This window comes from Enterobacter sp. PL_is511 (assembly GCF_055816065.1).
This window is the reverse complement of the sequence record NZ_JBVPGP010000018.1, coordinates 91153-111737: the sequence shown is the minus strand read 5'-3', so window position 1 is coordinate 111737 and position 20585 is coordinate 91153. Positions and strand designations below refer to the sequence as shown.

Here is a 20585-nt window from a genome sequence, read left to right as displayed (position 1 = left end):
TTACAAAATACCCCTGAAAATAAGCACTTGCCAGGCTGGCATCCACACAGCGACCGCAAACGGGCGTTTGCGGTTTGTTATTGCATTATGACGCTGTGAGATACGTGTCTGTCGGGCCGTTATTTGCGCCCGGAATGGCCGAAGCCGCCTTCGCCGCGGTCGGTGGCGTCAAAGTCTGCCACCAGGTTAAATTCTGCCTGTACCACCGGTACAAAGACCATCTGTGCGATACGCTCACCCGGTTCAATGGTGAAGCTGTCCTGACCACGGTTCCAGACGGAGACCATCAGCTGACCCTGGTAGTCGGAGTCGATCAGGCCGACCAGGTTCCCCAGCACAACGCCATGCTTATGGCCCAGGCCAGAACGCGGCAGGATCACCGCCGCCAGCGACGGGTCAGCAATGTGAATGGCCAGGCCAGTTGGAACCAGGGTAGTGGCACCCGGAGCCAGTTCTACGGCGTCATCGAGACAGGCGCGCAGGTCAAGACCGGCAGAGCCGGAGGTGGCATAGGTTGGCAGCGGGAATTGCTCGCCAACACGCGGGTCCAGAATCTTAACGTCGATTTTTTTCATCATAACGGGTAACGATCTCGTCGAGTAATTGTTGGCCCAGGAGTTCCTTGCGCTCAAGCGGTAAGACTTTATCTCCATCCTGCCAGAAAAGGTGCAGTGCGTTGCTGTCGCTGTTAAATCCTTGTGTGGCCAGCGATACGTCGTTCGCGCAAATCAAATCGAGGTTTTTGCGGGTACGTTTTTGCCGGGCATATTCTTCCACATTATTCGTTTCTGCGGCAAACCCAACAACGTATGGACGGTGGCTTTTTAGTGCGGCGACACCGGCAACAATGTCCGGGTTTTTTACCATTTTTAGTGTTAATTCATCGCCTTGCTTTTTAATTTTAGCCTCGGCGATCGTCTCGGCACGATAATCTGCGACGGCCGCACAGCCGATAAAAATTTGCTGGCTTTGCGCATGAGCCTGTACGGCGGCTTCCATCTCCAGCGCGGTAGTAACGTCAATTCGCTTCACAAACGCAGGGGTAGGCAGCGAGACCGGGCCGCTCACCAGCGTGACGTTCGCGCCACGCTTCGCAGCGGCGGCGGCAATCGCAAAGCCCATTTTACCGGAGCTGTGGTTGGTGATGTAGCGCACCGGATCCAGCGGCTCGCGCGTGGGGCCCGCGGTAATCATGATGTTGAGATGTTGCAGATCGTTGACAGGCGAAAAATGGGCTGCGGCCATATCAACAATCGTCAGCGGGTCAAGCATGCGACCCGGGCCAACATCGCCGCAGGCCTGGCTGCCGCTGTCCGGACCCCAGATAAGCAGGCCGCGTGAGGCCAGCGTCTCCAGATTGTGCTGGGTGGCCGCGTTACGGTACATCTGCTGGTTCATGGCAGGAACGACGGCAACAGGGGCAGGCGTGGCCAGACAAATGGTAGAGACCAGATCGTTTGCCATACCGGCCGCCACCCGGGCGATTAAATCAGCCGTGGCGGGGGCAAGGATAACCAGGTCAGCCCATTTACCCAGCTCAATATGGCCCATCGCGGCTTCGGCGGCCGGATCGAGCAGGCTGTCAGATACCGGGTATCCTGAAACGGCCTGCAGGCTCAGAGGAGTGATAAAGGCTTTACCGCCTTCGGTTATCGCGACCCGCACATCTGCCCCGCGCTCGCGCAGACGACGCACCAGCTCTGGCGCTTTGTAGGCAGCAATGCCGCCGCTCACGCCAAGAACGATTTTTTTACCGGCCAGGCTCATCATGATTCTTTCCTGTTGGGTTTCACCAGAGAGCAGGCATTTTATCACAATCCCCAAAGCGGGGTGATTTTGTCCTTCGACCACTTTGCGAGGCTCTACGCAAGAACGCAACGTGACCGTCGAGCGCCGGATTGGCGTGTGGCAGCATGCGGTTAAAAAAAGGAGAAAGAGCATGGAAGAAGAGGATGAGCAGCTGCTGCCGCGCGAAAAACTGCTGCGCTATGACGTCACCCTGTTAAAAGATGATGAACTGCTGGCGCTCTTTTTACGTACCGGAACGCCCGGAAAAACGGTATTTACGCTGGCAAAAGAGCTGATAGCACGTTTCGGTTCGCTGTACGGTTTACTGACCGCCGATCTGGCGCAGTTTACGCACGTTGAGGGGATCGGCGTGGCGAAATATGCCCAGCTGCGGGCCATTGCCGAACTTGCCCGCCGTTTTTACAATGTCCGCATGGAGAAGGACGATCCGATCCTGACGCCCGCGATGACGCGCGAATTCCTGCAAAGCCAGTTAACCGATATTGAACGCGAGATCTTTATGGTGATCTTTGTTGATAACAGAAATCGGGTGCTGAAACATAGCTGTCTCTTTGCGGGCACTTTGAGCCACGTTGAGGTGCATCCGCGTGAAATTGTGCGGGAAGCGATAAAAGTGAATGCAGCGGGCGTGATCCTCGCGCATAATCACCCCTCTGGCTGTGCAGAACCGAGCAGAGCGGACAAAGAAATCACCGAACGCATTATCAAATGCTGTCAATTCATGGACATTCGTGTGCTGGACCATCTGATAATTGGCCGCGGTGAGTACATTTCTTTCGCAGAACATGGCTGGATTTAGGCTATTTCTCGCGATCCATCGGGATCTTTGTCTGTTCGGGACTTGAGCACACCGCCGAGTCAGCGTATACTACGCCACCTTTGAGAATCTCGGGTTTGGCATTTGGGCCTGGCAATCGAGAGTTCACTTAGAACTATGCGATGACCGGGCTGTAAAGCCTGACGAGGCGCCGATACCCCATACGAAGCTCGAGCTAATTTGATTTTTGGAGAATAGACATGTCCCGAGTCTGCCAAGTTACTGGCAAGCGTCCGGTGACCGGTAACAACCGTTCCCACGCACTGAACGCGACTAAACGCCGTTTCCTGCCGAACCTGCACTCTCACCGTTTCTGGGTTGAGAGCGAGAAGCGTTTTGTCACCCTGCGTGTATCTGCTAAAGGTATGCGTGTAATCGATAAGAAAGGCATCGATACAGTTCTGTCTGAACTGCGTGCCCGTGGCGAAAAGTACTAAGTACTTAAAGAGGAAATAAATCATGGCTAAAGGTATTCGCGAGAAAATCAAGCTGGTTTCTTCTGCTGGTACAGGTCACTTCTACACCACCACGAAGAACAAACGTACTAAGCCGGAAAAACTGGAACTGAAAAAATTCGATCCAGTTGTACGCCAGCACGTACTGTACAAAGAAGCTAAAATCAAATAATTTTAGTCTCCTTGTATCGAAAAACCCCGCAACTGCGGGGTTTTTTGCATTCTGTATCTCAACGGAGGAACCATGCCTGAATTACCTGAGGTAGAAACCAGCCGTCGCGGCATTGAGCCCCATCTGGTCGGCGCGACGATTCTTCACGCGGTTGTCCGTAACGGTCGTCTGCGCTGGCCGGTGTCCGATGAGATCCATGCCCTGAGCGATAAACCCGTCCTTAGCGTACAGCGCCGTGCTAAGTACCTGCTGCTGGAGCTGCCCGACGGCTGGATTATTATCCACCTGGGGATGTCCGGGAGCCTGCGCATTCTTACCGAAGAACTGCCTGCTGAAAAGCACGACCACGTCGATCTGGTGATGAGCAACGGCAAAGTGCTCCGTTACACCGACCCACGGCGCTTTGGCGCGTGGCTGTGGACGAAGGAGCTGGAAGGGCATAACGTGCTGGCACATCTGGGCCCGGAGCCGCTCTCAGACGCGTTTAACGCAGAATACCTCAAGGCGAAGTGCGCGAAGAAGAAAAGCCCGATTAAGCCCTGGCTGATGGATAACAAGCTGGTGGTCGGCGTGGGGAATATCTATGCCAGCGAATCGCTGTTTGCCGCCGGGATCCATCCCGATCGGCTGGCCTCTTCGCTGTCGGCGCAGGAGTGTGAGCTGCTGGTCCGGGTGATTAAAGCCGTATTACTTCGCTCGATTGAGCAGGGCGGGACAACGCTGAAGGACTTCCTGCAAAGTGACGGCAAGCCGGGCTATTTTGCCCAGGAGCTTCAGGTGTATGGCCGTAAGGGCGAACCGTGCAGAGTCTGCGGCACGCCAGTTATTGCCACGAAGCACGCCCAGCGCGCCACGTTCTACTGCCGTCAGTGCCAGAAATAGGGTTACTTTAGCTTTTCCATCAACGCCTGGTGGACGTTAACCGGCAGGAAATGGGTAACGTCCCCGTGATGACGCGCCACCTCTTTCACCAGCGTGGACGAGATAAACGACCACTCTTTGGAGGGCATCAGGAACACGCTCTCCAGCTCCGGCATCAGGTGGCGGTTCATGTGCGCCAGCTGCATCTCATACTCGAAGTCTGCCACCGCGCGTAAACCACGGATCAGAATGTTTGCCTGCTGAGCGCGGGCGAAGTTAGCCATCAGGTCGCTAAATCCGACCACCTCAACATTCGGCAGGTGCGAAATGGCATCGGTGGCAAGCTGCACGCGCTCGTTGAGGTCAAACATCGGCTTTTTGCTGGGGCTGGCGGCTATGGCCAGGATCACCTTGTCGAACATGCACGCCGCACGGGTGATGATATCAAGATGACCGTTGGTGATCGGATCGAAGGTACCCGGATAAATCGCTTTTGTGCTCATGGCTCACGTTTTCTCTGAGTAGCCGCGGCAGAGCGCCCACAGCTCGGTGTATTTGTTGAAAGTATACTGGGCATTCACTACCGCGAGTAACCAGCCCTGCTTACCGTCCAGTACGCCGCCGCGCAGCAGCAGCGTTTTCAGGAACGCGCCCAGCGTGTGGGTAAAGATACCCGTCAGCGAGGCCTTCTTGCCGCGTTGGTGACGCTCCTGCGCCCATGCGGTGGCATAGTTGAGCTGTTTACGCTGGAAGCTGGCGAAATCGCGGCAGGTCAGGTGCAGCAAATCGCCCGTCAGGGGGATCACCTGGGCGTTATCGCAGCTCAGGGATTCATGCACCAGATTATCGTTGTACTGATACCGCTCGCGCTCGTAGAGGCGCATCACGCGGTCAGGATACCAGCCGCTGTGGCGCATAAAACGGCCAAGGAAGTAGTTGCGGCGGGCAATGCTGTATACGGCGCCAGGCTGGGGCGAGGAAAGTACCGCCTGAATGGCCTGCTGAAGTTCTGGCGTAATGCGCTCGTCAGTATCGAGCATCAGGACATACTCACCGGTGGCATACCCCTGCGCGCGCTGGCGCTGGATGCCATAGCCTTGCCAGTCAGCGTCGACAAACACTTTTACCCCCGCTGCCCGGGCAACGTCCACCGTGTTGTCCGTACTTCCGGAGTCAAGAATGACTATCTCGTCAGCCCAGGCAACGGAGGCCAGGCAGTCCGGAAGCAGGTCGGCGGCGTTTTTGGCGATCATCACGACCGACAGACGCGTTGACATTAATGGCTCCGCTGGGGCAGGTAAGGTTGCAGAAGCTGCAGCAGACGGGTCAGGGCGCCCTGGTTCTGGTGCAGCACTTCGACCGCATGGCGCCCGTACCACAGGCGATAATCTTCGTCAGTCAGAAGGGTCGATACCTCTTTGACTACTGAATCTGCATCGGTCACGGTAATCAAACCATCGGCCTGCTGTAATTTCGCGCAGATATCTTTGAAGTTAAACGTGTGCGGCCCCATCAGCACCGGAATGGCGTGGGCTGCCGGCTCCAGCGGGTTATGTCCGCCACGCTCGACCAGGCTGCCACCGACAAACGCGAGGTCAGCAATGCCGTACAGCAGCATCAGTTCGCCCATCGTATCGCCAATCACCACCTGGGTGCTGCCGGAAGGGATCTCACCGCTGCTGCGCAACGTGAAGCTGAAACCGCCTTTCTGCACCATTTCACGGGCATCTTTGAAACGCTCCGGATGGCGGGGCACGAGGATCAGCAGTAAATCAGGGAAGCTTTCCAGCAGCTTGCGGTGAGCCTGCAGGATGATCTCTTCTTCACCGTCATGGGTACTGGTCGCAATCCAGACCTGACGACGCGGGGCCCACTGGCGACGCAGCGTGATCGCACGGGCAGCGAGCTCAGGGGTAACCGAAATATCAAATTTCAGGCTGCCCGTCACCGCGAGCTGGTTGCGTTTGAGGCCCAGAGAGACAAAGCGTGCCGCATCTTCTTCATTCTGCGCGGCGATCAGCGTGATCTTGCTCAGCAGGCGGCGCATAAATTTACCCAGCTTGCCGTAGCCTTTCGCCGAGCGCTCTGACAGGCGCGCGTTGGCAATCACCAGCGGAATTTTGCGGGCATGCAGGGCGGAAATCATGTTCGGCCACAGTTCGGTTTCCATCACAATCACCAGCTTCGGGCGCACGATGTTGAGGAAACGATTCATGGCGCAGGGCAGATCGTAAGGGAGATAGACGTGATGGACGTCTTTGCCAAAAGCGGATAACGCGCGCTCCGAGCCGGTTGGCGTCATCGTCGTGACGGTAATTGGCAGCGACGGGTAGCGGTGACGCAGGGCGCGAACCAGCGGGATTGCCGCCAGCGTTTCACCGACAGAAACGGAATGCAGCAAAATACCGTCCGGAGCGACTTTATTGCGGCAGAAGCCATAGCGTTCAGCCCAGCGTTTACGATACGCAGGCGCTTTACGGCTACGAAGCAACAGCCTCAGCCACACCAGTGGCTGAATGATGTAGAGCAGAGCGGTATACAACAATTCCAAGCGATTATCCGTTTTTTTAGTTTCGGCGGGCAAATTCTAAGCATTTAGGCCAGGTAAAGCTATCTCTTATGCCAGATACCGTTTCAAACGGAAATAACGGCGACCCAGCCGCCAGTGCTGGCGCAGTCCACGGGCATTTTTCCAGATGAGTGCCCAGATACCGCGGTCGAACAGTTCTCGGATGATTTCGCGTTTTTTGCTGAGATCGCCGATGTTGTTAATAGCGTGCAGAATGCCCAGCCCCTCTTTTGCAATTTGCCACCTGCAGGCCGGCACCCGGCGCACGGCCTCCGGGTAGCGCTGGTTGATAACATCCAGCATTTCCAGGATTTTCATGTAGTGACGGGCGTTACGCATACGCGTGTCATCCGTTCCTGGCGTGTGCGAGACGGAGGCGGAATGAATCAGGTAGTCGTAGAACGTTTCGTCAGTGTACTGCACGCGTTTTGCAGTAAGCAGCACTTCAGTGGTCCACGGGATATCCTGATGACGCAGACCATGCTCAAAGGTGAAACCCTGCTCTTTAATAAATGCGTGGCGATAAATATTCAGCCAGGTAACGTGCAGGAATTTACGCGACGCCAGCGCGCGCTGTAGCCACGTTGGGCCATCCAGCACGTCTGTAGATTGCAGTTTGTCGGACGGGAAGATTTTCTTCGACGGCCTGCCGTCATCGTAGATATACGTGCCGTTGCAGGTAGCCACATCGAGATTGTTATTTTTGGCCATTTCAAGCAGTCGCGGATACATGCCCGGATAAATGACATCGTCGATATCCGGGAACGCGACGTACTCGCCTGTCGCTTGCGCCAGACCCGTATTACGGGCCGCCGAGACGCCCTGGTTCGCCTGGTCAATGACCTTGTAGAACGGGAATTCTCCGGCGTACTGCGCAATGATGGCCGAGGAGTTGTCGCTTGACCCGTCGTTCACAACGACCAGTTCCAGACTGTCCAGATGTTGAGCTTTGATACTGTCGAAAAATGCGCTGAGGAATTTTTCACCGTTATAGACGGCGACTACAAGGCTCAATAAAGGTGTGTCGGACATGCTTTCTCCGTTGTGTTCAGGGCAGGCCACCCAATATGGTGATACCATTCGTGCTGTATTATATCTGGTGGATACTAAAAACATATGCCTGGAGGGACAAAGATCCTGCCAGGCGGCAAATTAGCGTCACGCGGACGAGATTCTTAACAGGAAATGTATGCATATTGTTCACACTGAAGCAGACGGTGGCAAAGGCGGACAGCCTCTGCGCATTATCAACGAATCGCTTGGGATGATTCAGCGTGGCCATCAGGTTACTCTCCTTTGTCCGGAAACCGCGCCGCTGCATGCGCTGGCGCGCAATGCCGGATTGACGGTTGTCACGATGCCGTTGAAGCGCAAGAACCTTAAAAATCTGCGGTTGCTGCGTCGCTGGCTGAAGGATAACCGTCAGTCGATTGACGTTATCAACAGTCACAACTCTGCCGATACATGGCTGGTGGCGCTGGCGAATCTGACGCTCGCCAACCCTGTGCCGCTGGTCCGCACCCGTCATGCGTCAGGCGTACCGCGCAACAACTGGACGACCCGCTGGCTGTTCCGCACGGCCTGTGCGCATATCGTGACCACGGGGGAGGCGTTGCGTCATCAGGTGGCAAATATTGGCGTGCCGATGTCCCAGAGTACCTCGGTGCCAAGCGGTGTCGATACGCAGCGTTTTCACCCGGGAGATAAGCACGAAGCCCGCGCGCATTGTGGCCTGTCCGGAGACGATTTCTGGCTGGGCGTGGTGTCGCATTTGCGTCCGAACAAAGGCCATAGCGTACTGTTGCGCGCCCTGGCGAAAATCGACAACCCACACATCAAGCTGGCGATTGTCGGCGAAGGCCCGCACAAGGCGACGCTGGAACAGGAAATCGCCGCGCTGGGATTACAGCAGCGCGTGGTCATGGCGGGACATCAACCCGATCCGGAACGCTGGTTTCCGGCCTTTGATATTGCGCTGAGTCCTTCGCACGATATGGAAGGTGTTCCACAGGGCGTACTGCAATCATTAGCCACCCGTATTGCAACTATTGCGACGGACGCCGGTGGAACGGGAGATGCGGTGATTAACGGGCAGACGGGCATTTTAATCGCGCAGCGCGACGAAAACGCACTGCACGATGCCATAATGAAACTCTATGACGACTCAGCCCTTCGCGAGACGCTCGCGCAACAGGGGTATGACTATCTGAGTACACATTTTACCCGCGAATGTATGCTGGACGCGATGGAGAAGGTCTTCTCCGATGCGGCTCAGCGCAGCAGATCGCGATAAAGTGCCTGCAGCTCTTTCGCCATTCTGTCCAGGGTGAAGGGCTCTGCAGTTGCACGCGCAGCAGCGGAGTAATCGACACCCTGTTCACGGCCTTTCAGCCATTGAGATATGGCCTGCTGGTAGCCTTCGCTGTCAAGCGCATCACGCACCCAGCCGTTTTTACCCTCGTTTATCCACTCCGCCGCACCGCAGCCGTGGCTGGTAAGCAGCGGCAGACCGCAGGCCAGCGCTTCCACGCAGACGTTCGGGAAGGGATCGTAAAGCGTCGGCAGGATCAGAGCATCAGCCGTCCCATAGACTTCGCGCACGTTGGCAACGGGTCCCAGGAACTTCACGCGTGAGGAAACCCCCAGAGCCTGTGCCAGTTTTTCAAACTTCCGCGCATGTTTATCGCGTCCGGCAATTAGCAGCCAGACGTCAGAATGCGGCACAATGGCGCGTAGCGCGGTGGCAACACCTTTACGGCTGAAACCTGACCCAACATACGCCAGTACCGGTGCGTTACGGGGAATGCCCAGTGCATCACGCTGCGAAAGGGCGCGGACCTCAGGGCTAAACTGAACGGTGTCTACGCCGTTGTAGATCACCGTCAGCTTGTCTTCCGACAGCCCGAAGCGACGGGCAATATCATCGCGCACCATCTTCGAATTACAGATCACCTTGCGCAGCTGCGGATGGGTAAACATCTGCGTCTCAGCCTGCAGAATGTAGCGGTGATAGCGGCTCAGATATTGCGCCCAGCGCGCCAGTGGCGAGAGGATGCGGCCATATTGCTCAAGCCAGGCGGCGTGAACCCCGTCCCCGGCCCGGAAAATGGTCGCTCCCGGTATGCGCTCGTGGCTTTGCACAATATCAAACTGCGCAAAATGCGAAGCGGCTTCGGTGGCAAAGCCGGATTCACGGGCGATACGGTTACGGAACGGCGGATTGACCGTCAGCGTTTTCCAGCCGGTGGCGTCTTCCCACTGGCGGGCAATCAGCGTCACGTCCAGGGACGTGTCCTGCGACAGCACGTTAAGCGCGCGCGAGACGAAACGCTCTGCACCACCGTTGGGGTTGTAGGTTTGTCGGACTATCGCCAGCTTCATGCAGGATTTTCCAGGAGCATCGTGTCGATGGCGCTCAGCACCTGCTGTGGGGTGATGGCTGTGATGCAGTCTGAGACACCGCTGTCTCCGCAGCCCGCTTTACCGCACGGCTGGCAGGTAAACCCGGCAACGATTACGCGATAGTTCACCCCCCACGGTGCCCACTTGATGGCGCCGGTAGGGCCAAAGATGGCGACGGTAGGGGTACCGACGGCGCTTGCAAGGTGCATCGGCATGGAGTCCACACCGAAATAGACCCGCGCGTGCTTCATCAGCGCGCCCAGTTCTTTCAGGTTCAACTGACCGCTCAAATCAAAGACCGGCTGGGTGAGCGCAGCGCGCAGCTCGTCCATGTAGGCCTTCTCTTCTTTTGACGGTGCGGCGGAAAGGATAATTGGCAAGCCGCGCGCGGCCAGGTTATCAATGGTCGCTGCCAGCTTTTTGATATCCCAGGCCTTAAACATCCAACGCGAGGTCGGGTGAACCAGAATGTAGGATTTACTCGTGAGCCCAAACCCGGCCAGTTTTTCGGCCACAGAGGCTTCTGCCGCGTCACCAGGCACAAAAAGCGTATGCTTGTCTTCGTCGGACTGCGGATGAATACCAATCCGGCGCAGGGCGTCAAGATTGACCTCCACCATATGGCGGCTGTTGTCCTGAATCGCCGGGTAGAGCGTGGTGAACGACTTCACCCAGCGACGACGTGCCAGGCCCCCGCGTTTATCCGGCTTAAAGCCGACGGAGACGCGCGGTTTCAGGCGACGCGCCAGGCGCGCGCCGTGCCAGTGTTCGGTCAGATTAATCAGCACGTCATACTGACGGCCTTTCAGGGTATTCAGCAGGGTGCGGTAAAGGCGGAATTGTTCGAACCACCCCTTTTTGCGCCAGTTGCGCCCAATAGTATGGACCTGGTCGATATGCGGGTGGCTGGTCAGCATCGCCTGCGTGTCGTCATAGACCAGCGCGTCGACCTCCACGTTGGGCCAGTTCTTTTTCAGCACGGTAAAAACCGGCGAGGTAAGCAGAACGTCACCGTGGTGACGCAGCTTAATAATCAGCACGCGCTTTGGCGGGCGCTCCGCTGAGAAAAAATCAGACATAGGCTCTCTCTGCTGCCAGCAAAGGCTCTAATTGCGCAAATACCGCAGCGGCGCTGAGATCGCTCAGCTGCGATGAGTGTTCCGGGCGGCAGATATACTGATTTTTTCCATAGCCGCCGATCAGGCCCGGGTCCGTTGGGCCGTAAAGCGTGATGTTAGGACGGTCCAGCGCCGCCGTCAGGTGGCTGAGGCCCGTATCCACGGAGACCACAGCCGTAGCGCCTGCCAGCGCCTGAGCGACGCCGTCAAGTTTCATGCGTGGCAGAACGTCCACGTAATCAAACCCTTCTGCCAGACGTTTGGCCCGTGCCTCTTCGTGCGGTGCGCCCCACGGGAGTTTAATACGCAGCCCCGCGCTTGCCAGCAGGCCGATCAGTTCGCGCCAGTACGCTTCCGGCCAGTGCTTGTCATCGCGGGTTGTCGCGTGAAGGAAAATCAAATAAGGGTCGCTTTTCTGCGATGAGGCGTGCAGGAAATGCCGGGAAATTGCATAGTCGCCCTGGGTTTCCGGTTTCGCATAGCCCAGGCTTTTGGCAAACAGCTCGCGGGTACGTTCCACCGCATGCTGTTGCTTTGCGATGTGATGACGACGGTTATAAAACAGGCTCGCCAGCGGTTCGCGGGCGCTGTGCCAGTCCATCCCGTGCTTTACGCCGTGTGCCAGACGCGTGACCAGCGCGGCGCTTTTCACCAGCCCCTGGGCGTCGATGATGGCGTCGTAACGCTGTGCCTGCACCGCCTCACGGAAGGCTTTGCGTTCGGCTTTAATCGGCGCGGAGAACCACGCTTTGCGCCAGCGGCGAATCGCCACCGGGATCACGCGGTCAACCGCTTCATGCCAGGTGGGGATCTGCGCGAAGCCTTCCTCCACCACCCAGTCAAAACGAATACCGGGAATGGCCCGCATGGCGTCCGTCAGTGACGGCAGCGTATGCAGAACATCGCCCATCGAAGAAGTTTTAACGATCAGTACCCGCATTCGTTATCCTTCTTCGCTCAACAGCAGCTCGTTAAGCTCTTCGAGAACGCGCGCTGGCGTAATGTCGATCAGGCTCTGATGGTAGCCTTCTGCGGCATCGCCTTTGCGCACTTTGTGGTAGCCGGTGATCAGGCGGATGACGCGCGCTTTATGAGAAAGCGGGGGCGTGAAGTCCGGGCTACTTGGGCCATACAGCGCCACCAGTGGGCGGTTGAGCGCAGCGGCGACGTGCATCAGGCCAGAGTCGTTAGTGACCACCGCTTTACAGGCGGCAATCAGGATAACAGCCTGTTCAAGCTGTGTTTCTCCCGCCAGATTGCGGCACCAGGCCTGCTGTTCGTTACTGAGCGTGGCGAGAATTTCGTTGCCAGCCTCGTGATCTTTTGCCGAACCGAACAGGACAATCTGGTAGCCTTCGTCAATCAGCTGTTTCGCCAGCTCCGCATAGTGATAGTGCGGCCAGCGTTTTGCCGGGCCGAACTCGGCGCCTGGGCAGAAGCCAATCATCAGGCGTTCAGACGAAAGACCAAACGTGTTGCAGGTCTGGGATTTTTCACCGTCGTTAACCTGAAGCTGTGGCCAGAGCAGCGGCTGCGGCAGATCTTTCGCGCTGCGCATCACGCCTTTGTCATAGGCCAGCGCCACATAGCGCTCCACCATCAGCGGCCAGGCTTCTTTATCCAGCACCCGCGCATCGTTCAGCAGACCGTAGCGCATTTCACCGCGCCAGCCGGTGCGATGTGGGATGCCCGCAAAGAAGGGCACCAGGGCGGATTTAAAGGAGTTTGGCAGGACATACGCGCGATCGTAGCGCTTCTCGCGCAGGCTATGACCGAGCTTGCGGCGTTCGCCGATTTCCAGCGCCCCGTGGCCGAGTGGCATCGGGATGGCTTCATTCACTTCCGGCATACGCGATAACAGCGGACGGCACCATGCGGGTGCCATCACGTCGATTATCGCCTGGGGATAACGCGCCTTGAGCGTGCGATAGAGACTTTGCGACATCATCATGTCGCCCACCCATGACGGGCCGATCACCAGAATTCTCATACTTACGCGTCGCGGTTCAGCCAGGCCATATATTCCGTTACGCCTTCGGCAACGGTCTTGAACGGCTTGTCGTAGCCTGCGGCGCGCAGGTTGGTCAGATCGGCCTGCGTGAACGCCTGATAACGGCCTTTCAGTTTTTCCGGGAACGGAATGTACTCGATGCTGCCTTTTTTGTGATACGCCAGCGTGGCGTCAGCCACTGCCTGGAAGGATTCCGCACGGCCGGTACCGAGGTTGAAGATGCCGGACACGCCGTTTTCCCAGAACCACAGGTTTACGGCCGCCACGTCGCCCACGTAAACGAAGTCGCGCTTAAAGCCGTCGCTGCCTTCGAACAGTTTTGGACTTTCACCGTTATTCAGTTGGGTGTTCAGGTGGAACGCCACGCTTGCCATGCTGCCTTTGTGGCCTTCACGCGGTCCGTAGACGTTGAAGTAGCGGAAACCAACGATCTGCGAGTTCGCTTCTGGCAGAACCTGACGCACGTACTCGTCGAACAGGAATTTAGAATAACCGTAGACGTTCAGCGGCTGCTCATATTCGCGGGATTCGATGAAGTCCGAGGTGCGGCCGCCGTAGGTTGCCGCGGAGGAGGCGTACAGGAACGGAATCTCACGCTCCAGGCAGTAGTGCAGGATCTCTTTAGAGTACTGATAGTTGTTGTCCATCATGTACTTACCATCCCACTCGGTGGTGGAAGAACACGCACCTTCGTGGAAGATGGCTTCGATCTCGCCGAACTCTTCGCCTGCCATAATCTGGATAAGGAAGTCTTCTTTATCCATGTAGTCAGCGATGTTCAGATCCACCAGGTTGACGAACTTAGTGCCATCTTTCAGGTTGTCAACCACCAGGATGTCGGTGATGCCTTTGTCATTGAGAGCCTTAACAATATTACTGCCGATAAAGCCTGCGCCGCCGGTAACGATGATCATAACTGTAACCTTTGAAGTGTGGAGCCCGGGGACAATCCCGGACGCTAATGTCTCTATCATATCATTAGTATGGCTGCCCTTCAGCCATTCACCTTCACAGTGCAGGGGTACGCGTGATTTATGCTGCAAAAACGATAAGAGATGACGTGTCATCTCGTCATGAACTATAGGTTTGGGTAATATGTCCCGAAATTTGCCGAGTCTGGAGAATTGCAATGCGTGGTGATTTTTACAAACAGTTAAACAGCGACCTCGACACCGCACGTGCGGAAGGGTTGTTCAAGGAAGAGCGTATTATCACGTCTGCCCAGCAGGCGGACATCACCGTTGCCGACGGCAGCCATGTGATTAACTTTTGTGCGAACAACTACTTAGGTCTTGCGAATCATCCTGAGCTGATTGCCGCTGCAAAAAACGGCATGGACACCCACGGTTTCGGCATGGCCTCCGTACGCTTTATCTGCGGTACCCAGGACAGCCACAAGCAGCTTGAGCAAAAGCTGGCGAGCTTCCTCGGAATGGAAGACGCGATTCTGTACTCCTCCTGCTTCGATGCCAACGGCGGTCTGTTTGAGACCCTGCTCGGCGCAGAAGATGCGATTATCTCCGACGCCCTGAACCACGCCTCCATCATCGACGGCGTACGCCTGTGTAAAGCGAAGCGTTTCCGCTACGCCAACAACGACATGGTTGAGCTGGAAGCACGCCTGAAAGAGGCTCGTGAAGCGGGTGCCCGCCACGTGCTGATCGCCACCGACGGCGTGTTCTCCATGGACGGTGTGATCGCTAACCTGAAGGGCGTGTGCGACCTGGCAGACAAATACGACGCGCTGGTGATGGTCGATGACTCTCACGCGGTCGGCTTTGTCGGCGAAAACGGCCGCGGTTCCCACGAATACTGTGACGTGATGGGCCGCGTGGACATCATCACCGGTACGCTGGGCAAAGCGCTCGGCGGCGCCTCCGGCGGCTATACCGCCGCGCGTAAAGAAGTGGTTGAGTGGCTGCGCCAGCGCTCCCGACCGTATCTGTTCTCCAACTCCCTGGCGCCGGCGATTGTTGCCGCCTCCATCAAAGTGCTGGAGATGGTGGAGTCTGGCGCTGAGCTGCGCGACCGTCTGTGGTCCAACGCCCGTCTGTTCCGTGAAAAAATGAGCGCCGCAGGTTTCACCCTGGCCGGTGCTGACCACGCGATCATTCCGGTGATGCTGGGTGATGCGGTCGTCGCGCAGCAATTTGCCCGCGAACTGCAGAAAGAAGGTATTTACGTCACCGGGTTCTTCTTCCCGGTGGTGCCAAAAGGTCAGGCGCGTATCCGCACCCAGATGTCTGCGGCGCATACGCCTGAACAAATTGAACGTGCGGTGGAAGCCTTTACCCGCATCGGCAAACAGCTGGGCGTCATTGCCTGAGGACGTGTGATGAAAGCGTTATCCAAACTGAAAGCGGAAGAAGGGATTTGGATGACCGACGTGCCGGAACCGGAAGTCGGTCATAACGATCTGCTGATCAAAATTCGTAAAACGGCTATCTGCGGTACTGACGTTCACATCTACAACTGGGACCAGTGGTCGCAGAAAACCATTCCGGTACCGATGGTTGTCGGTCACGAATATGTCGGCGAAGTGGTGGGCATCGGCCAGGAAGTAAAAGGTTTTAAAATTGGCGACCGCGTCTCCGGTGAAGGCCATATTACCTGTGGTCACTGCCGTAACTGCCGCGGCGGACGTACGCACCTGTGCCGTAATACCATCGGCGTGGGCGTGAACCGTCCGGGCTGCTTCGCGGAATACCTGGTGATCCCGGCCTTTAACGCCTTCAAAATCCCGGACAATATTTCTGACGATCTGGCCTCCATCTTCGATCCGTTCGGCAACGCGGTACACACCGCGCTCTCCTTCGACCTGGTCGGTGAAGACGTGCTGGTCTCCGGCGCGGGCCCAATCGGCATTATGGCGGCAGCCGTGGCGAAGCACGTGGGTGCGCGCAACGTTGTGATCACCGACGTGAACGAATACCGTCTGTCTCTGGCGCGCAAAATGGGGGTCACCCGCGCGGTGGATGTCTCGAAAGAGAGCCTGACCGACGTGATGGAAGAGCTGGGCATGACCGAAGGCTTTGACGTGGGCCTGGAGATGTCCGGTGCACCGCCGGCGTTCCGCACCATGCTCGACACCATGAACCACGGCGGTCGTATCGCGATGCTGGGCATTCCGCCGTCGGATATGTCTATCGACTGGAACAAAGTGATCTTCAAGGGGCTGTTCATCAAGGGCATCTATGGCCGCGAGATGTTTGAGACCTGGTACAAGATGGCGGCATTAATTCAGTCCGGTCTGGATCTGTCCCCGATTATTACTCACCGTTTCTCCATCGATGAGTTCCAGCAGGGCTTTGACGCGATGCGTTCCGGCCAGTCAGGGAAGGTGATCCTGAGCTGGGAGTAACCTGTCTGCTGGCATCGCTTTTACGGGTGCCAGCGCTCTTTCTTAGCGGTTTGACTTTCCAGAAGTTACTTGTTAACTTCTGGCGAAATTTCATCCATTCTGTCTTCTCCGCACGTTCATTCTTGCAATCAAAATGATTTCGTCAGGAAAGATATTGCCAGGCTAATCAGGTCATTATGTCCACACTGTTTTCACAGAAGTTGGTTGAGACACCTTCGCGATTTACCGCTTTCTTTACTGTCGTTATTTCTCTGCTAATAGTCATTGGCGTTAATATTATACATGCTAAATATAATGCGGTGATTAACCGCACGTTGGTTTTCGCGCTGATATTGCTGACATTAAAATGTATAAACAATAAATTAATCAGGAATGTACTGGCGATTATTTTATTAATTCCGGTTGCAGCAGATATTACTTTACAGCTATACGCCTGGAGTAATTTCAATTCTGCGTTTAGTTATGGTTTTGCGCTGAGCGTACTCAATACGACACCGGGTGAAGCAAGTTCGATGCTCGGTTTGTACTGGCGCGATTGCCTGATCTTTATCGCCCTGTCCGCGTTGTTCATTTATACCGCGAATACCGGCAAATGGCCTGTCGCGCCGCGTTTTCGTCGCTGGCCCGCCGTTGCGCTTGCCGTCACGCTGCTGGCTTTTTATGGTCAGGCCTTGCAGCATCAACTCAGGAAAAGCAGCGTCGAAAGCCTGGCACAGCGCGTGGTTCAGGCGACGCCTGTTAGCACATCAAAAGTCTTTATGCAGGCAATTGAAGATAATGCCGTGGTGGCCAATATCGGCAAAAATATTCCTGATTATAAAATCACGTTATCCGATACCGGCATCGAAAACTATGTGCTGATCATTGGTGAGTCTGAGCGAACGGCAAATATGAGTATCTATGGTTATCAACGAGATACTACTCCAGAGCTGGAAAAGCAAAAATCGCAGCTCTTACTGTTCCGCAATGCCGTTACGCCTGCACCGGTCACGATTATGGCGGTACCGCTGGCGTTAACCGCGGATACTGTGAATGCACGCGATCCGCGTAAGTATGGCGATAACGTCATCAATATCGCTAATAATGCGGGATATGATACGTACTGGTTTAGTCGTCAGGGTAAAGGAGGGGCGCATAATAACGTCATTACCGGCATTGCTCTGAACACGAAACAGCATGAATGGATTGACGGGGGCTTCGACGAAGACCTTTTGCCGCTGTTGCAGAATGCGCTTAAAGCGCCGGGCAAGAAATTAATTGTTCTGCATTTGTACGGAAGTCACGAACCTTCCTGTCGACGCTTCCCTGCCAGCCAGGCGGTTTTGCACGGTGATAATGAAGCCGATGACTGTTATGACAACTCTGTGCGATATACGGATACGTTGATGGGCAAGGTCTTTAGCCTTCTGGAAAACTCGCGCTCATCCGTCATGTATTTCTCCGATCATGGCCTCATTCGCGATCCGAAACGTGCTGTAGCTTACTCCCACGGTAACGTTAATCCTCCACGAGAGGCGCTGCATATCCCGGTGTTTATCTGGTACGGACATCAGGTGGATTCTGGTAAGCAATATACCGGAGATTACAATACCGTATGGTCAGCTGATGATATTAATACGCTGGCAGAGCTGTGGCTTGGGATCCATCGCCAGGGGGAGCCTGTCCAGTCGGTACAGTCCTGGCTTACCGGTTACAATAAGAACGTTTCCGTGCTGGACACGACCGGGAAGTCCTATGACTGGCGTAATATTCGTTAACACTGGTGCGATAAACTTGCATTTAGCAGTGTGCTAGCCTGCTTTGCCTTCTTAGTAAATGGAATAATGATGATTAATGTAGAACGAGATAAGGTCCAGTTTGCGTTGTTGCAATTACTCTTTGGACTGTGTGCTATCGCTTTTGGTTGCGTAGTTGTTTCACCCAATTTATCTGCCAAAATTTTGGGCCTGGCGGGTGTTACCGCATTCGTTATTTTCTTGTTGGATATTAAAAATTTCAGAAAGAATGATGCATTCTGGCTTTGTCTGGTCCTGTTGATCATCGGGATTTGCGATCTGGTCTGGTATCGAATGTATAAGGTTGATAGTGCGGCGATCAACTCATATCGCGCTTATCTTGAAGTCGGGAAAATCTGCCTGTTCGGAGCATTTTCCATCTTCGTGTTTGTGAACCGTAATCAGCTCAAAGTAGGTAGCAATAAGATTCATATGCTGCTGGCTATCGCATTGCAGGTGATGATTGTTGTCTACGCCGGGTACCAGCACCTGTTTCTTGAAAACCAAAGGGTAACGCTCTCCCTTGCTGGTGGAGCTGATGCAACAGGAGCTGCCTATACCATTGCGTTTATCTCGTTCTATACGATTCTGGTGCTACAACACAGTTCAAGTCGATGGAAAGAGCTGTTTATACTCGCGCACTTCTTTATTACCTTCCTGGTACTGGTGGCGACAGAAACGCGGGCAGCTATTTTGACCTATCCGATTATTTTCTTCGGCTTGATGGTATTTAAGCTGTACCGGGACAAGCATATTCCGTGGAAGGGGGTGTCTGTTTTTCTGATCGCTTTGCTGGCAGGCGCATTTATGATGAAAGACAGTCTGACACAGCGTTATAATGACTTTAATAATGACATCGCTTCCTATGATAAAGCGAACAGTGCCACTTCTGTTGGGGCTCGTTTTGCTATGTGGAAGGTGGGATTAGCTGCATCTAAAAATAGTTATTTATGGCAGTCTACTGATGAGCGAAACGCAAAAATAATTGATGAAGTTAATAAAGATCCAAGCCTGTCAGGTGCACTGGATCACATTCGTGGTCATCTTCATAATGAAATCGTTGAAACGCTTTCTGTAAAAGGTCCTTCAGGCGTTATTCTCTATATTCTGTTTGTTATATCGCTTGGCTGGTATGCATTACGTATCCGTAAAAGTATTATTCTTTTCGCTTTCCTGGTCTCGATTGTTATGTTCGGAGTAGGTGGCGTGATGTTCTATTCAAAAACAACCCCTGTAGCCTGGATGCTGACGTTGATAATGTCGATTGTTTTCCTTGAACAGAACAAACACCATAAGGTCATTAAGTAATCGTTTTGATTCTCCATCGGGAAAAAGGTATTCTCCCGATGGAGAAATACCTTTTACCAGACGAGCATGCCATGAACGAACTGATTTCAGTAATCATCACCACCTACAACAGAGAGGCGTTGCTGGAGCGCGCAATTCGTTCAGTTATTGCTCAGACATACCCTGCGGTAGAATTGGTTATTGTCGATGATTGTTCTAATGAGCAAACCGCTCAACTTATCGAGCGTATGCGCGCGGAGTGTGAAGCGCGTTTTGTGCATTTCATCTACGAACGTAACGAAAAGAACAGCGGTTCAAACTTCAGCCGTAACCGGGGGTATGCGCTATCGCACGGCGTGTTTGTGACGGGGCTGGATGATGACGATTATTTCCTGCCAGAACGTCTGACGAAACTCGCTGAGCGGTATGATGATAAGTATGCCTTTGTGACGGATACCCCCGCCCGGCTGGATAAAACCCACCGCACTTATCCGGATACTGATGATAAAAGGATAATTGCGCTACAGGATATTTTGTGCGAAAACGTGGTGGGCAATCAGGTCTTGACCACTAAAGAAAAACTATTAGGGGTAGGCGGATTTTCTCCTGAAATTAAACAACAGCAAGATCGCGACGTCTGGATTAAATTAATTCTGAAATATGGTCCAGGTATCAAGTACAGCTTCAGTACGGCGATGGTGGATGCTGAACACGGGAGCGATCGGATTACGTCGCAAGTTAAAAAATACAATGCGTACCGTAAGCTCTATTTTAAATATCGACAGTACATGTCTGAAGTTACTCGCAGTAATAACTTGTTCCAGCTCATGTCTTTTCGTGGGTTTAAATCGACTCGTATGAATTGTTTATTACGAGGGCGTAAAAAAGACGCTAAGTTAAAAATGAAACTGCTTCGCCGTACGCTAAAAGAGCTATTCTGAATTTATT

General features: G+C 54.7%; 21 protein-coding genes. 10 read left to right on the top strand and 11 right to left on the bottom strand.

The window, feature by feature from the left end; genetic code table 11:
* Positions 1-119: 119 nt before the first annotated feature.
* Positions 120-578: a dUTP diphosphatase gene (gene dut, locus AC0TN7_RS05595; protein ID WP_008502691.1), complete on the bottom strand. Its 459-nt coding sequence runs from the start codon at positions 576-578 to the stop codon at positions 120-122.
* Positions 556-1767, bottom strand: a complete 1212-nt coding sequence (gene coaBC / locus AC0TN7_RS05590; protein WP_024906629.1) for a bifunctional phosphopantothenoylcysteine decarboxylase/phosphopantothenate--cysteine ligase CoaBC — start codon at positions 1765-1767, stop codon at positions 556-558. Before coaBC ends, dut begins: the two co-directional genes overlap by 23 nt.
* 172 nt (positions 1768-1939) lie before the next feature.
* Between coaBC and radC the strand changes: the two genes are divergently transcribed.
* The 4 genes from radC (at position 1940) to mutM (ending at position 4135) form a co-directional block, all read left to right on the top strand.
* Positions 1940-2608: a RadC family protein gene (gene radC / locus AC0TN7_RS05585; RefSeq protein WP_024906628.1), complete on the top strand. Its 669-nt coding sequence runs from the start codon at positions 1940-1942 to the stop codon at positions 2606-2608.
* Positions 2609-2826: 218 nt separating this feature from the next.
* On the top strand, positions 2827-3063 hold the full coding sequence (gene rpmB / locus AC0TN7_RS05580; protein WP_002436699.1) for a 50S ribosomal protein L28: 237 nt from the start codon (positions 2827-2829) through the stop codon (positions 3061-3063).
* A gap of 22 nt (positions 3064-3085) precedes the next feature.
* On the top strand, positions 3086-3253 hold the full coding sequence (gene rpmG, locus AC0TN7_RS05575; protein WP_003024094.1) for a 50S ribosomal protein L33: 168 nt from the start codon (positions 3086-3088) through the stop codon (positions 3251-3253).
* Between the two features lie 72 nt (positions 3254-3325).
* Positions 3326-4135 carry a bifunctional DNA-formamidopyrimidine glycosylase/DNA-(apurinic or apyrimidinic site) lyase gene (gene mutM / locus AC0TN7_RS05570; RefSeq protein ID WP_023309890.1) on the top strand — a complete coding sequence of 270 codons (810 nt, stop codon included), beginning with the start codon at positions 3326-3328 and terminating at the stop codon, positions 4133-4135.
* A gap of 2 nt (positions 4136-4137) precedes the next feature.
* Here the strand turns inward: mutM and coaD are convergent, their stop codons facing one another.
* The 4 genes from coaD to AC0TN7_RS05550 all read right to left on the bottom strand — a co-directional run bounded on the left by coaD (position 4138) and on the right by AC0TN7_RS05550 (position 7715).
* Complete coding sequence (coaD, locus tag AC0TN7_RS05565) at positions 4138-4617, bottom strand: pantetheine-phosphate adenylyltransferase (RefSeq protein WP_024906627.1); 480 nt, start codon at positions 4615-4617, stop codon at positions 4138-4140.
* Between the two features lie 3 nt (positions 4618-4620).
* Positions 4621-5391 (bottom strand): glycosyltransferase family 2 protein, encoded by a 771-nt coding sequence (locus tag AC0TN7_RS05560; RefSeq protein WP_024906626.1) that lies wholly within the window; start codon positions 5389-5391, stop codon positions 4621-4623.
* Positions 5391-6665 (bottom strand): lipid IV(A) 3-deoxy-D-manno-octulosonic acid transferase, encoded by a 1275-nt coding sequence (gene waaA, locus AC0TN7_RS05555; RefSeq protein WP_473701910.1) that lies wholly within the window; start codon positions 6663-6665, stop codon positions 5391-5393. The genes AC0TN7_RS05560 and waaA overlap by 1 nt, the downstream gene beginning before the upstream one ends.
* A 66-nt stretch (positions 6666-6731) precedes the next feature.
* Positions 6732-7715 carry a glycosyltransferase gene (locus AC0TN7_RS05550; protein ID WP_024906624.1) on the bottom strand — a complete coding sequence of 328 codons (984 nt, stop codon included), beginning with the start codon at positions 7713-7715 and terminating at the stop codon, positions 6732-6734.
* Between the two features lie 157 nt (positions 7716-7872).
* Between AC0TN7_RS05550 and AC0TN7_RS05545 the strand changes: the two genes are divergently transcribed.
* Complete coding sequence (locus AC0TN7_RS05545) at positions 7873-8976, top strand: glycosyltransferase family 4 protein (RefSeq protein WP_024906623.1); 1104 nt, start codon at positions 7873-7875, stop codon at positions 8974-8976.
* On the opposite strand, the gene AC0TN7_RS05540 is transcribed toward AC0TN7_RS05545, so the two are convergent.
* The 5 genes from AC0TN7_RS05540 to rfaD are packed head-to-tail and all read right to left on the bottom strand — an operon-like array spanning position 8955 to position 14128.
* A complete protein-coding gene (locus AC0TN7_RS05540) occupies positions 8955-10064 on the bottom strand; it encodes a glycosyltransferase family 4 protein (RefSeq protein ID WP_024906622.1) in 1110 nt (369 codons plus the stop codon). The two genes, AC0TN7_RS05545 and AC0TN7_RS05540, sit on opposite strands and share 22 nt — an antisense overlap.
* The gene (gene rfaQ / locus AC0TN7_RS05535) at positions 10061-11164 is read right to left on the bottom strand and encodes a putative lipopolysaccharide heptosyltransferase III (RefSeq protein WP_267217731.1); all 1104 of its coding nucleotides are present in this window, start codon (positions 11162-11164) and stop codon (positions 10061-10063) included. The genes AC0TN7_RS05540 and rfaQ overlap by 4 nt, the downstream gene beginning before the upstream one ends.
* Positions 11157-12143 carry a lipopolysaccharide heptosyltransferase RfaC gene (gene rfaC / locus AC0TN7_RS05530; protein ID WP_024906620.1) on the bottom strand — a complete coding sequence of 329 codons (987 nt, stop codon included), beginning with the start codon at positions 12141-12143 and terminating at the stop codon, positions 11157-11159. Before rfaC ends, rfaQ begins: the two co-directional genes overlap by 8 nt.
* Positions 12144-12146: 3 nt before the next feature.
* Positions 12147-13193 (bottom strand): ADP-heptose--LPS heptosyltransferase RfaF, encoded by a 1047-nt coding sequence (rfaF, locus tag AC0TN7_RS05525; RefSeq protein ID WP_473701909.1) that lies wholly within the window; start codon positions 13191-13193, stop codon positions 12147-12149.
* A 2-nt stretch (positions 13194-13195) separates the two neighbouring features.
* Complete coding sequence (rfaD, locus tag AC0TN7_RS05520; RefSeq protein ID WP_024906618.1) at positions 13196-14128, bottom strand: ADP-glyceromanno-heptose 6-epimerase; 933 nt, start codon at positions 14126-14128, stop codon at positions 13196-13198.
* A gap of 215 nt (positions 14129-14343) precedes the next feature.
* On the opposite strand from rfaD, the gene kbl reads away from it, so the two are divergent.
* The 5 genes from kbl (at position 14344) to AC0TN7_RS05495 (ending at position 20578) form a co-directional block, all read left to right on the top strand.
* Positions 14344-15540, top strand: coding sequence for a glycine C-acetyltransferase (kbl, locus tag AC0TN7_RS05515; protein WP_024906617.1), 1197 nt, complete (start codon positions 14344-14346; stop codon positions 15538-15540).
* Positions 15541-15549: 9 nt separating this feature from the next.
* Positions 15550-16575, top strand: coding sequence for an L-threonine 3-dehydrogenase (gene tdh, locus AC0TN7_RS05510; RefSeq protein WP_024906616.1), 1026 nt, complete (start codon positions 15550-15552; stop codon positions 16573-16575).
* Between the two features lie 176 nt (positions 16576-16751).
* Positions 16752-18332, top strand: coding sequence for a phosphoethanolamine transferase family (locus AC0TN7_RS05505; protein ID WP_473701908.1), 1581 nt, complete (start codon positions 16752-16754; stop codon positions 18330-18332).
* Positions 18333-18401: 69 nt separating this feature from the next.
* Positions 18402-19658 (top strand): O-antigen ligase family protein, encoded by a 1257-nt coding sequence (locus tag AC0TN7_RS05500; RefSeq protein WP_048992820.1) that lies wholly within the window; start codon positions 18402-18404, stop codon positions 19656-19658.
* A gap of 71 nt (positions 19659-19729) precedes the next feature.
* Positions 19730-20578, top strand: a complete 849-nt coding sequence (locus AC0TN7_RS05495; protein ID WP_024906613.1) for a glycosyltransferase — start codon at positions 19730-19732, stop codon at positions 20576-20578.
* Positions 20579-20585: the final 7 nt, after the last annotated feature.

Coding starts and splice junctions, on each gene's coding strand:
- dut (WP_008502691.1), bottom strand. CDS start 578: ATGATGAAAAAAATCGACGTTAAGATTCTGGACCCGCGTGTTGGCGAG.
- coaBC (WP_024906629.1), bottom strand. CDS start 1,767: ATGAGCCTGGCCGGTAAAAAAATCGTTCTTGGCGTGAGCGGCGGCATT.
- radC (WP_024906628.1), top strand. CDS start 1,940: ATGGAAGAAGAGGATGAGCAGCTGCTGCCGCGCGAAAAACTGCTGCGC.
- rpmB (WP_002436699.1), top strand. CDS start 2,827: ATGTCCCGAGTCTGCCAAGTTACTGGCAAGCGTCCGGTGACCGGTAAC.
- rpmG (WP_003024094.1), top strand. CDS start 3,086: ATGGCTAAAGGTATTCGCGAGAAAATCAAGCTGGTTTCTTCTGCTGGT.
- mutM (WP_023309890.1), top strand. CDS start 3,326: ATGCCTGAATTACCTGAGGTAGAAACCAGCCGTCGCGGCATTGAGCCC.
- coaD (WP_024906627.1), bottom strand. CDS start 4,617: ATGAGCACAAAAGCGATTTATCCGGGTACCTTCGATCCGATCACCAAC.
- AC0TN7_RS05560 (WP_024906626.1), bottom strand. CDS start 5,391: ATGTCAACGCGTCTGTCGGTCGTGATGATCGCCAAAAACGCCGCCGAC.
- AC0TN7_RS05550 (WP_024906624.1), bottom strand. CDS start 7,715: ATGTCCGACACACCTTTATTGAGCCTTGTAGTCGCCGTCTATAACGGT.
- AC0TN7_RS05545 (WP_024906623.1), top strand. CDS start 7,873: ATGCATATTGTTCACACTGAAGCAGACGGTGGCAAAGGCGGACAGCCT.
- AC0TN7_RS05540 (WP_024906622.1), bottom strand. CDS start 10,064: ATGAAGCTGGCGATAGTCCGACAAACCTACAACCCCAACGGTGGTGCA.
- rfaQ (WP_267217731.1), bottom strand. CDS start 11,164: ATGTCTGATTTTTTCTCAGCGGAGCGCCCGCCAAAGCGCGTGCTGATT.
- rfaC (WP_024906620.1), bottom strand. CDS start 12,143: ATGCGGGTACTGATCGTTAAAACTTCTTCGATGGGCGATGTTCTGCAT.
- rfaF (WP_473701909.1), bottom strand. CDS start 13,193: ATGAGAATTCTGGTGATCGGCCCGTCATGGGTGGGCGACATGATGATG.
- rfaD (WP_024906618.1), bottom strand. CDS start 14,128: ATGATCATCGTTACCGGCGGCGCAGGCTTTATCGGCAGTAATATTGTT.
- kbl (WP_024906617.1), top strand. CDS start 14,344: ATGCGTGGTGATTTTTACAAACAGTTAAACAGCGACCTCGACACCGCA.
- tdh (WP_024906616.1), top strand. CDS start 15,550: ATGAAAGCGTTATCCAAACTGAAAGCGGAAGAAGGGATTTGGATGACC.
- AC0TN7_RS05505 (WP_473701908.1), top strand. CDS start 16,752: ATGTCCACACTGTTTTCACAGAAGTTGGTTGAGACACCTTCGCGATTT.
- AC0TN7_RS05500 (WP_048992820.1), top strand. CDS start 18,402: ATGATTAATGTAGAACGAGATAAGGTCCAGTTTGCGTTGTTGCAATTA.
- AC0TN7_RS05495 (WP_024906613.1), top strand. CDS start 19,730: ATGAACGAACTGATTTCAGTAATCATCACCACCTACAACAGAGAGGCG.